At 63.1% G+C, this 10551-nt stretch carries 20 protein-coding genes; all 20 read left to right on the forward strand.

Annotation, left to right across the window (positions count from 1 at the left end):
* Positions 1-221 (forward strand): large ribosomal subunit protein uL22 (locus AC5I5I_RS26010; protein WP_495978100.1); only part of this gene is annotated, 221 nt, incomplete at its 5' end.
* 11 nt (positions 222-232) lie between these two features.
* Positions 233-937 (forward strand): 30S ribosomal protein S3, encoded by a 705-nt coding sequence (gene rpsC, locus AC5I5I_RS26015; RefSeq protein WP_495978102.1) that lies wholly within the window; start codon positions 233-235, stop codon positions 935-937.
* A gap of 12 nt (positions 938-949) precedes the next feature.
* A complete protein-coding gene (gene rplP / locus AC5I5I_RS26020; RefSeq protein ID WP_495978104.1) occupies positions 950-1363 on the forward strand; it encodes a 50S ribosomal protein L16 in 414 nt (137 codons plus the stop codon).
* Entirely contained in the window at positions 1360-1560 is a 201-nt protein-coding gene (rpmC, locus tag AC5I5I_RS26025) for a 50S ribosomal protein L29 (protein ID WP_495978106.1), read from the forward strand. The genes rplP and rpmC overlap by 4 nt, the downstream gene beginning before the upstream one ends.
* 10 nt (positions 1561-1570) lie before the next feature.
* A complete protein-coding gene (gene rpsQ / locus AC5I5I_RS26030; protein ID WP_495978108.1) occupies positions 1571-1822 on the forward strand; it encodes a 30S ribosomal protein S17 in 252 nt (83 codons plus the stop codon).
* 44 nt (positions 1823-1866) lie between these two features.
* The gene (gene rplN / locus AC5I5I_RS26035) at positions 1867-2235 is read left to right on the forward strand and encodes a 50S ribosomal protein L14 (RefSeq protein ID WP_495978110.1); all 369 of its coding nucleotides are present in this window, start codon (positions 1867-1869) and stop codon (positions 2233-2235) included.
* On the forward strand, positions 2235-2552 hold the full coding sequence (gene rplX / locus AC5I5I_RS26040) for a 50S ribosomal protein L24 (RefSeq protein WP_495978111.1): 318 nt from the start codon (positions 2235-2237) through the stop codon (positions 2550-2552). Before rplN ends, rplX begins: the two co-directional genes overlap by 1 nt.
* Complete coding sequence (gene rplE / locus AC5I5I_RS26045; RefSeq protein WP_495978113.1) at positions 2545-3141, forward strand: 50S ribosomal protein L5; 597 nt, start codon at positions 2545-2547, stop codon at positions 3139-3141. The genes rplX and rplE overlap by 8 nt, the downstream gene beginning before the upstream one ends.
* Before the next feature lie 40 nt (positions 3142-3181).
* The gene (gene rpsN / locus AC5I5I_RS26050; RefSeq protein ID WP_495978115.1) at positions 3182-3487 is read left to right on the forward strand and encodes a 30S ribosomal protein S14; all 306 of its coding nucleotides are present in this window, start codon (positions 3182-3184) and stop codon (positions 3485-3487) included.
* Positions 3488-3494: 7 nt separating this feature from the next.
* Positions 3495-3893, forward strand: coding sequence for a 30S ribosomal protein S8 (gene rpsH, locus AC5I5I_RS26055; protein ID WP_495978135.1), 399 nt, complete (start codon positions 3495-3497; stop codon positions 3891-3893).
* The gene (rplF, locus tag AC5I5I_RS26060; protein WP_495978117.1) at positions 3893-4426 is read left to right on the forward strand and encodes a 50S ribosomal protein L6; all 534 of its coding nucleotides are present in this window, start codon (positions 3893-3895) and stop codon (positions 4424-4426) included. The genes rpsH and rplF overlap by 1 nt, the downstream gene beginning before the upstream one ends.
* Positions 4427-4444: 18 nt before the next feature.
* The gene (gene rplR / locus AC5I5I_RS26065) at positions 4445-4804 is read left to right on the forward strand and encodes a 50S ribosomal protein L18 (protein ID WP_495978119.1); all 360 of its coding nucleotides are present in this window, start codon (positions 4445-4447) and stop codon (positions 4802-4804) included.
* A gap of 31 nt (positions 4805-4835) precedes the next feature.
* The gene (rpsE, locus tag AC5I5I_RS26070; protein WP_495978121.1) at positions 4836-5393 is read left to right on the forward strand and encodes a 30S ribosomal protein S5; all 558 of its coding nucleotides are present in this window, start codon (positions 4836-4838) and stop codon (positions 5391-5393) included.
* A 30-nt stretch (positions 5394-5423) separates the two neighbouring features.
* Complete coding sequence (gene rpmD / locus AC5I5I_RS26075) at positions 5424-5618, forward strand: 50S ribosomal protein L30 (protein ID WP_495978123.1); 195 nt, start codon at positions 5424-5426, stop codon at positions 5616-5618.
* Between the two features lie 3 nt (positions 5619-5621).
* Entirely contained in the window at positions 5622-6263 is a 642-nt protein-coding gene (gene rplO / locus AC5I5I_RS26080; protein ID WP_495978125.1) for a 50S ribosomal protein L15, read from the forward strand.
* A gap of 55 nt (positions 6264-6318) precedes the next feature.
* The gene (gene secY / locus AC5I5I_RS26085) at positions 6319-7650 is read left to right on the forward strand and encodes a preprotein translocase subunit SecY (RefSeq protein WP_495978127.1); all 1332 of its coding nucleotides are present in this window, start codon (positions 6319-6321) and stop codon (positions 7648-7650) included.
* A complete protein-coding gene (locus AC5I5I_RS26090) occupies positions 7647-8585 on the forward strand; it encodes an adenylate kinase (RefSeq protein ID WP_495978129.1) in 939 nt (312 codons plus the stop codon). The genes secY and AC5I5I_RS26090 overlap by 4 nt, the downstream gene beginning before the upstream one ends.
* Before the next feature lie 171 nt (positions 8586-8756).
* A complete protein-coding gene (gene rpsM / locus AC5I5I_RS26095) occupies positions 8757-9125 on the forward strand; it encodes a 30S ribosomal protein S13 (RefSeq protein ID WP_495978131.1) in 369 nt (122 codons plus the stop codon).
* 69 nt (positions 9126-9194) lie between these two features.
* On the forward strand, positions 9195-9584 hold the full coding sequence (rpsK, locus tag AC5I5I_RS26100) for a 30S ribosomal protein S11 (RefSeq protein WP_495978133.1): 390 nt from the start codon (positions 9195-9197) through the stop codon (positions 9582-9584).
* A gap of 107 nt (positions 9585-9691) precedes the next feature.
* The coding region (locus AC5I5I_RS26105) for a DNA-directed RNA polymerase subunit alpha (RefSeq protein ID WP_495978137.1) at positions 9692-10551 on the forward strand (860 nt) is incomplete at its 3' end.

The raw sequence follows: 10551 nt of genomic DNA on the forward strand, positions 1-10551 counted from the left end.
TCGCGGTCGACGTCAAGAAGTGCCTGGAATCGGCTATCGCCAATGCCGAGAACAATCACGACCTCGATGTCGACGACCTGATCGTGGCGGAAGCCCATGTCGGCAAGGGCCTGGTGATGAAGCGCTGGGCGTCACGCGGTCGCGGCCGCTCGGGGCGTATTTTCAAGCCGTTCTCTCACCTGACGATCGTTGTTCGTCAGGTCGAGCAGGCAGCGGCCTAAGGAGATTTGGGATGGGTCAGAAGATCAATCCGATCGGGTTTCGGCTCGGCATCAACCGGACCTGGGACTCGCGCTGGTATGCCGGCAAGAACGAGTACGGCACGCTGCTGCATGAGGATATGGCGATCCGCAAGGAGCTGATGAAGCAGCTCAAGCAGGCCGCGGTATCCAAGATCATCATCGAGCGCCCGCACAAGAAGTGCCGGGTGACGATCTATTCCGCGCGCCCGGGCGTGGTGATCGGCAAGAAGGGCTCCGACATCGAGAAGCTGCGCAAGTCGGTTGCGAAGCTGACGGCGTCGGACGTGGTGATCAACATCGTTGAAATCCGCAAGCCGGAGCTCGACGCCCAGCTGGTCGCCGAGTCGATCGCCCAGCAGCTCGAGCGCCGCGTCGCCTTCCGCCGTGCGATGAAGCGTGCGGTGCAGACCGCAATGCGGCTCGGCGCCGAAGGCATCCGCATCAACTGCTCGGGCCGCCTGGGCGGCGCCGAAATCGCGCGCCTGGAATGGTATCGCGAAGGGCGGGTGCCGCTGCACACGCTGCGCGCCGACGTCGATTACGGCGTTGCGACCGCCTTCACCACCTACGGCACCTGCGGCGTCAAGGTGTGGATCTTCAAGGGCGAGATCCTCGAACACGACTCGATGGCGCAGGACAAGAAGATGAACGAGGCCGAGGCGGGACGTCCGCGGCGCGAAATGACTGCCGGATAACGAGTAAACGTCATGCTGCAACCCAAGCGAACCAAATATCGCAAGGCCTTCAAGGGACGCATTCACGGCGTCGCCTCGTCAGGCACTGCGCTCGACTTCGGCCAGTTCGGTCTGAAGGCGATGGAGCCCGAGCGGATCACCGCCCGCCAGATCGAGGCGGCACGCCGTGCTCTCACGCGCCACATGAAGCGCGCCGGCCGCGTCTGGATCCGCATCTTCCCGGACGTGCCGGTGTCGAAGAAGCCGATCGAGGTGCGCATGGGTAAAGGCAAGGGTACGCCGGAGCTCTGGGTCGCCCGCGTGAAGCCCGGCCGCATCATTTTCGAAATCGATGGCGTGCCGATCGCGCTTGCCAAGGAGGCGCTTCATCTCGCCGCCGCCAAGCTGCCGATCAAGACGCGCTTTATCCAGCGTATTGCGGAGTGACGACGATGAAGGCCGCCGACGTCAAGGTCATGTCCGTCGACCAGATCGACGACGAGGTGCTGAAGCTGAAGAAGGAGCAGTTCAACCTGCGCTTCCAGCGGGCCACCGGTCAGCTCGAAAACACCTCGCGGGTGCGCCAGGTACGCCGCGACATCGCGCGCCTGAAGACCATCGCGCGCCAGAAGAAAGCGAAGTAAGGGGCCCATCATGCCGAAGCGTCAATTGCATGGCCTCGTGGTCAGCGACAAGCAGGACAAGACGGTCATCGTCAGCGTCGAGCGCCGTTTCACGCATCCGGTGCTGAAGAAGACCGTGCGGCGTACCACCAAGTTCCATGCCCATGACGAGACCAACGAATATTCGGTCGGCGACATGGTCTGGATCGAGGAACACAAGCCGATCTCGAAGTTGAAGCGCTGGGCGGTCGTTCAGGGCGAGAAAAAGAAAAAGGTGCTGTAAGCGCGTTCTCTCGCGCTGGCGGCGAATGAAGGATTGGGTGCCCCATGATTCAGATGCAGACTAACCTGGACGTTGCCGACAATTCCGGCGCGCGCCGCGTCATGTGCATCAAGGTGCTGGGCGGTTCGAAGCGGAAATACGCCACCATCGGCGACGTGATCGTCGTTTCGGTGAAGGAGGCGATCCCGCGCGGCCGCGTCAAGAAAGGCGACGTCATGAAGGCGGTCGTCGTGCGCATCTCGAAGGACATCAAGCGCGCCGATGGTTCGACGATCCGCTTCGACCGCAATGCGGCGGTGCTGATCAACAACCAGAAGGAGCCGGTCGGCACCCGTATCTTCGGACCGGTGCCGCGCGAGCTGCGGGCCAAGAACCATATGAAGATCATTTCGCTCGCACCGGAGGTGCTGTGATGGCGGCGAAAATCCGCAAAGGTGACAAGGTCATCGTGCTGGCCGGCCGCGACAAGGGCCGGACCGGCGAAGTGATCTCGGTGCAGCCGACCGAGGGCCGCGCGCTCGTTCGCGGCGTCAACATGGTCAAGCGCCACCAGCGCCAGACCCCGCAGAACGAAGGCGGCATCATCTCGAAAGAGGCGAGCATCCACCTGTCCAATATCGCGATTGCCGATCCGAAGGATGGCAAGCCGACCCGCGTCGGCTTCAAGAGCATGAACGACGGCCGCAAGATTCGCGTCGCACGGCGTTCGGGAGTTGAGATCGATGGCTGAAACCGAAAAGCCGAAAGCCGCCAAGACCGGTTCGCAGGCGGGCGCCTATGTGCCGCGCCTGAAGGCCGAGTTCGACCAGGTCATCCGCAGCAAGCTGACCAAGGATTTTGGCTATGCCAATCCGATGCAGGTGCCGGTGATCACCAAGGTCGTGCTCAATATGGGCGTGGGCGAGGGGGTCAACGACCGCAAGAAGGTCGACAATGCCGCCGCCGATCTGAGCCTGATCGCAGGCCAGAAGGCAGTGATCACCAAGTCGCGCAAGTCGATCGCGACCTTCAAGCTGCGCGACGGTCAGTCGATCGGCGCCAAGGTGACGCTGCGCAAGGCGCGGATGTACGACTTCATCGACCGTCTGGTGAATATCGCGCTGCCCCGCGTGCGGGACTTCCGCGGGCTGAACCCGAAGAGCTTCGACGGCATGGGCAATTACTCGCTCGGCCTGAAGGAACACATCGTGTTCCCGGAAATCGACTACGACAAGGCCCAGGAGACCCTGGGCATGGACATCACGATCTGCACGACGGCGCGCACCGACGATGAGGCGCGCGCGCTGCTCGCTGCATTCAACTTCCCCTTCCGGCAGTGAGAGCTGAGCCCTCTCAGACGCGGATAGTCAGGAGACTTTGATGGCGAAGAAGAGTTCGATCGAGAAGAACAAGCGGCGCCGCCGGATGGCGAAGTCGTTTGGCGGCCGGCGCACCCGGCTGAAGGCGATCGTCAACGACAAGACCAAGCCGCTCGAGGAGCGTTTCCAGGCTTCGCTGAAGCTTGCGGAACTGCCGCGCAATTCCGCGCCCACGCGCGTGCGCAATCGCTGCGAGGTCACGGGACGTCCGCGTGCTTATTACCGCAAGCACAAGCTGTCGCGTATCGCGCTGCGCGAGCTCGGCAACAAGGGCCTGATTCCCGGGCTCGTGAAGTCGAGCTGGTGAGAAGGAGATAGCGATGAACGATCCAATCGGCGATCTCATCACCCGCATCCGCAACGCGCAGGAACGCCACAAGCAAAAGGTGTCGGCGCCCGGATCGCGGCTGCGCGAGCGCGTGCTCGAAGTGTTGAAGTCGGAGGGCTATATTCGCGGCTATTCGACCGTCGAACACTCCGATGGACGCAACGAGCTCGAGATCGAGCTCAAGTATTTCGACGGCACGCCGGTGATCCGCGAGATTTCCCGCGTCTCCAAGCCTGGCCGCCGCGTCTATGTGGCGGTCAAGAACCTGCCGCGGGTCAATAACGGCCTTGGCATTTCGATCCTTTCGACCCCGAAGGGTGTCATGGCGGACCATTCCGCGCGCGACGCCAATGTCGGCGGCGAACTGCTCTGTACGGTGTTCTGATGTCCCGCGTCGGCAAGAAACCGGTCTCCGTTCCGTCTGGCGTCACCGCCAACGTGTCCGGCTCGACCATCAACGTGAAGGGGCCGAAAGGCGCTCTTTCGCTTGTTTTCGACGATCGGGTCGCGGTCCAGATGGACAAGGGCGAGATCAAGGTCGATCCCAAGGACGAATCGAAGGCGGCGCGCGCGCTGTGGGGCACCACCCGCGCGAACCTGAACAACATCATGACCGGCGTTACCCAGGGCTTCGAGCGCAGGCTCGAGATCACCGGCGTCGGCTATCGTGCGGCGGTGCAGGGCAAGAACCTTCAGCTTGCCCTCGGTTACAGCCACGATGTGCTGTATCCGATCCCGGAGGGCATCGCGGTTGCGACCCCGAAGCCGACCGAGATCGTGGTGACGGGCATCGACAAGAAGAAGGTCGGGCAGGTCGCGGCTGAAATCCGTTCTTACCGGCCGCCGGAGCCCTACAAGGGCAAGGGCGTGAGATACGCTGGCGAATTCATCTTCCGCAAGGAAGGCAAGAAGAAGTAACGATCAAGGTCACTTCATATGGCACACAAGTCCCCTACAGAGCGCCGCAAGTCGCGCGTGCGCAGGGCCGTCAAGGCAGCGGCGAACGGCCGCATGCGGCTGACGGTCCATCGCTCGTCGAAACACATCTATGCTCAGGTGATCGACGACACCAAGGGCATCACGCTCGCATCTGCGTCTTCGCTTGAGAAGTCGCAGCGCGAGGCCGGCAAGACCGGCGCGGACGTCGAGGCGGCGAAGGTCGTCGGCAAGCTGGTCGCCGAGCGCGCGTCCGAGAAGGGCGTGAAGAACGTGGTCTTCGACCGTGGCGGCTACATGTATCACGGGCGCATCAAGGCGCTCGCCGACGCTGCGCGCGAAGGCGGATTGAGCTTCTAACCGGGCACAAAGCACCCGAAGGACGAACGATATGGCACGAGAACCCAGGCGCGAGCGCGGCGAACGAGAAGAGTCGGAATTCATCGACAAGCTCGTTCACATCAATCGCGTCGCCAAGGTGGTGAAGGGCGGTCGGCGCTTCGGCTTTGCCGCGCTGGTCGTCGTGGGCGACCAGAAGGGCCGGGTCGGTTTCGGACACGGCAAGGCGCGCGAAGTGCCGGAAGCCATCCGCAAGGCGACCGACGCCGCCAAGCGCAACCTGACCCGCGTTCCGCTGCGCGAAGGCCGCACGCTGCATCATGACGTGTATGGCCGTCACGGCGCCGGCAAGGTTCAGCTGCGCGCGGCTCCGGCCGGTACCGGCATCATCGCCGGTGGCCCGATGCGCGCGGTGTTCGAATCGCTCGGCATGCAGGACGTGGTGGCGAAGTCGCTGGGTTCGTCCAATCCCTACAACATGGTGCGGGCAACCTTCGACGCCCTGAAGCACCAGGATTCGCCGCGCTCGGTTGCGGCGCGTCGCTCGATGAAGGTCTCGACCCTGCAGGCCCGGCGCCGCGAAGAGGGTATCGAGGCGACGGCCGAGTAATCGGCGTAGCGATCCGGAAGGCAACGCGTTATGGCAGCGAACAAGACAATCAAGGTCCAGCAGACCGGCAGCCCGATCCGCCGCGAGGCCAGTCAGCGTGCGACGCTGATCGGGCTTGGGCTGAACAAGATCGGCCGCACCAAGGACGTGCCGGACACTCCGTCCACCCGCGGCATGATCGCGAAGGTGGCGCATCTCGTCCGCGTGGTCGAGGAAGGAAAGTAAGCGATGAAGCTCAATCAGCTGGCCGGCCGGCCCGGCTCGTCACAACAGCGCACCCGCGTTGGGCGCGGTATCGGTTCAGGCAAGGGCAAGACCGGCGGTCGCGGCGGCAAGGGCCAGACCGCGCGCTCCGGCGTCCGCATCAAGGGTTTCGAAGGCGGCCAGATGCCGCTGCATCGGCGGCTGCCGAAGCGCGGCTTCAAGAACACCGCATTCCAGCTCGACCTGAACGAGATCAATCTCGGCCGCGTCCAGGCCGCGATCGAATCCGGCGCGCTCGACGCCAAGAATCCGGTCGATGTGGATACCCTCGTCAATGCCGGCATCCTCAGCCGCGCGCGCGCCGGCGTGAAGCTGCTCGGCGGCGGCGAACTCAAGACCAAGGTCGACTTCACGGTGTGGCGTGCCTCCAAGTCCGCGATTGCCGCGGTCGAGAAGGCCGGCGGATCGGTGAAGATCCTCGCGCCCGCCAAGGAGGAGTCCTCGGAGCCGCGCGGAAAGAATGCGCGGTTCGCGGCCGGTCTCGACAAGCCGAAAATCGTCGAGGCAGCGCCGGCAGCGGCGTCGAAGAAGAAGGCCGACGACACGGCTGCCAAGGCCCCCAAAGCTGAAAAGCCGGCCAAGCCTGCGGGCAAAAAGCCCGCGTGATCCCTATATGACGGCGCCGGGGCGCCATCGGGGCTAACGCGGGTCAGGAGCGAGCATGGTCTCAGCAGCGGAACAACTTGCGGCCAACATCAACTTCTCCGCGCTTGGCAAGGCCGAGGAGCTGAAAAAGCGAATCTGGTTCACGCTCGGCGCGCTGCTGGTCTACCGCCTCGGAACCTATATTCCGCTTCCCGGCATCGATCCCACCGCATGGGACCAGATCTTCCGTACCCAGGCCGGTGGCATCCTGGGAATGTTCAATATGTTCGCGGGTGGCGGCATTCAGCGCATGGCGATCTTCGCGCTGAACATCATGCCGTACATCTCGGCCTCGATCATCATTCAGCTGATGACGACGGTGTCGCCGACGCTCGAAGCCCTGAAAAAAGAGGGCGAGGCCGGCCGCAAAACCATCAACCAGTATACGCGCTACCTGACCGTGCTTCTTGCCGCCGTGCAGGCCTATGGCATCGCGATCGGACTTGAGGGCGCGGGCAACGTTATCAGCGATCCGGGCTGGTTCTTCCGCATCTCGACGGTCATCACGCTGACCGGCGGCACCATGTTCCTGATGTGGCTCGGCGAGCAGATCACCTCGCGCGGCATCGGCAACGGTATCTCGCTCATCATCATGGCCGGCATCGTCGCCGAATTGCCGTCGGCCATTGCCGGCACGCTCGAACTCGGCCGCCAAGGTGCGCTGTCCACCGGTTTGATCCTGATCGTCATCATCATGGCGGTCGTTGTGACTGCCTTCATCGTCTTCATGGAGCGGGCACAGCGTCGGCTGCTGATCCAGTATCCGAAGCGGCAAGTCGGCAACCGGATGTTCGAGGGGCAGACCTCGCATCTGCCGCTCAAGCTCAACACCTCGGGCGTGATTCCGCCGATCTTCGCGTCGTCGCTGCTGCTGCTGCCGACTACGATCGCGAATTTCAATGCCGGCCAGGGTCCGAGCTGGCTGACGGAAATCACCACGCAACTGAGCCACGGCCGGCCGCTGTTTCTCGTTCTTTACGTGTCGCTGATCGTGTTCTTCGCGTTCTTCTATACAGCGATCGTCTTCAACCCGACCGAGACCGCGGATAACCTGAAGAAGCATGGCGGCTTCATTCCCGGTATCCGGCCGGGCGAGCGGACGGCGGAATATATCGACTACGTGCTCACGCGCATTACGGTGATCGGTGCGATCTATCTTTCGATCGTCTGTATCATTCCGGAAATCCTGATCTCCTACGCCGCGGTGCCTTTCTATTTCGGTGGCACGTCGCTCCTGATCGTGGTCAGCGTGACCATGGATACGGTTGCGCAGGTGCAGGGACATCTGCTCGCGCATCAGTATGAAGGCCTGATCAAGAAATCGAAGTTGCGGGGGCGACGAAGATGAGACTGATCCTGCTCGGACCGCCGGGGGCGGGGAAGGGCACTCAGGCACAGCGGCTTGTCGAGAAGCACGGCATCGTGCAACTCTCCACCGGCGACATGCTGCGCGCCGCGGTGAAAGCCGAAACGCCGATCGGGCTGCGTGCGAAAGATATCATGGCGCGCGGCGAACTGGTGCCCGACGAGGTGGTGGTCGGCATCATCGAGGAGCGGATCCAGCAGCCGGATGCCGCGAAGGGCTTCATCCTGGACGGCTTTCCGCGCACCGTGGCGCAGGCCGAGGCTCTTCAGGCGCTGCTCGCGAAGAAGCGGCAGAAGCTCGACGGCGTGGTCGAACTCGTCGTCGACGATGAGATTCTGCTGGAGCGGATCGAGAAGCGAGCGGCGGAGATGCAGGCCCGCGGAGAGGTCGTGCGGGCGGACGACAATGCCGAGGCGCTGAAAAAGCGCCTCGATACCTATCACGCCCAGACCGCCCCGCTGTCGCACTTCTACCGCAAGAAGGGCCTCCTCAGGACCACTGACGGCATGGCGGCAATCGATTCGGTGACGGAGGCGATCGGAACGCTTCTGGCCGCTCCGGCAGCCCGCAAGAAGGCGTCAGCCCGCAAGAGCGCGTCGCGGCGGGCTCCGGGCCGGCGGCCGGCCGGTCGCAAACCCCCGGCGCGTGGAACTGCGGCCCGGCCGGGTTCCAAGTCGGCATCAAAAGCGGCGTCCAGGGGGACCTCAAAAGGGGCAAAAACCGCGTCCAAGGGGGTCTCAAAGGCTAAAAAGGCTACCAAAGCGCGCAGCCGGAAGGCCGGTTCCAAGGCCAAGTCCGCAAAAGCGGCCAAAACCGCCGGCGCGCGGCACAAGGCGGTCAAGGGTAGAAAGTCGGTACGGGGCGGGGCGTCAAAAGCTCGTTCCGGACGCGGCCGGAGGTTGACGAAACGCCGGTGAATTCGTACATACCGCGACATTCAGTGGGAGATCGTATGCACGATACCGGGCCCCGTAAGAATCGGGGGCAAGGTGTCGTGATAGTCGTTTGCGGACCCCTCCGAAAGACACGGACAGAGCAGGAAGGCTGATCGGCGGCCCACAACGGCCGTCGGCACATGGAGCGAGATCGTGGCCCGTATTGCAGGCGTCAATATTCCGACCAACAAGCGCGTCGTCGTCGCGCTTCAGTACATTCATGGCATTGGCGAGCAATCGGCCAATCACATCATGCAGCAGCTACACCTGCCGTATGAACGTCGTGTGTCGCAGCTGACCGACGCCGAAGTGCTGCAGATCCGCGAAATGATCGACCGGGAATACACGGTTGAAGGCGATCTTCGCCGCGAGACCGCTATGAACATCAAGCGCCTCATGGATCTCGGCTGCTACCGCGGCCTGCGTCACCGCAAGGGCCTGCCGGTGCGCGGTCAGCGTACCCACACCAATGCGCGCACCCGCAAGGGTCCCGCGAAGGCGATTGCAGGCAAGAAGAAGTAATTTTCGGACCGGTCGCTCCCGGTCGCGAAGTATTTTCGCGAAACTCGGAGCGCTGCGAAAGGATTGAGAATGGCCAAAGAAGTAACGCGCGTCCGCCGCCGGGAACGCAAGAATATCGTCTCCGGCGTCGCGCATGTGAACGCCAGCTTCAACAACACCATGATCACCATAACCGACGCGCAAGGCAACACCATTGCGTGGTCGACCGCGGGGACCATGGGGTTCAAGGGCTCGCGCAAGTCGACCCCCTATGCGGCGCAGGTCGCGAGCGAGGACGCCGCCAAGAAGGCATCCGAGCACGGCATGCGGACGCTGGAAGTCGAGGTGTCGGGACCGGGCTCAGGTCGTGAAAGCGCGCTGCGTGCGCTGCAGGCCGCCGGCTTCACGATCACCTCGATTCGCGACGTGACGCCGATCCCGCATAACGGCTGCCGGCCACGGAAGCGGCGCAGGGTATGAGCGATATTCTGACCCGGCGGCAGGACGCAACGTCCGCCGCCGCCGACGCGTCTCACGGAGGCGGTTCTTTCGAAGCGACCCGGGTTACGCAGGAGCCGATCAAGGCGATGGGTGCAAACGTGACAATCCAGAAAAATTGGCAGGAACTGATCAGGCCGAACAAGCTGCAGGTATCGGCCGGCGCCGATCCACGGCGCGAAGCGACGCTGGTGGCGGAGCCTCTCGAGCGCGGCTTCGGACTGACTCTCGGCAACGCGCTGCGACGCATTCTGTTGTCGTCGCTTCAGGGCGCGGCGGTGCAGTCGGTGCATATCGACGGCGTGCTGCATGAATTTTCGTCGATTCCTGGAGTGCGCGAGGACGTGACCGACATCGTCCTCAACATCAAGGACATCGCCATCAAGATGCAGGGCGAGGGCCCCAAGCGCATGGTGGTGAAGAAGAACGGACCCGGCGTCGTGACCGCGGGCGATATCTCGACAGTCGGCGACATCGTGATCCTCAACCCGGACCTGGTGCTCTGCACCCTCGACGAGGGTGCTGAAATCCGGATGGAGTTCACCGTCAACACCGGCAAGGGCTATGTCACCTCGGAGCGCAACCGTCCCGAAGATGCGCCGATCGGCCTGATCCCGGTCGACAGCCTGTATTCGCCGGTGAAGAAGGTCTCCTACAAGGTCGAGAACACCCGCGAGGGTCAGATCCTCGACTACGACAAGCTCACCCTTGTGATCGAGACCAACGGCGCCGTGTCGCCTGAGGATTCGCTGGCCTATGCCGCGCGCATCCTGCAGGACCAGCTCAATGTGTTCGTGAATTTCGAAGAGCCGCGCAAGGAAGTCGTGGCGGAATCGATTCCGGACCTCGCCTTCAACCCGGCCTTCCTCAAGAAGGTGGACGAACTCGAATTGTCGGTGCGTTCGGCGAACTGCCTGAAGAACGACAATATCGTCTATATCGGCGACCT

The sequence above is a fragment of the Pseudorhodoplanes sp. genome, assembly GCF_059499825.1.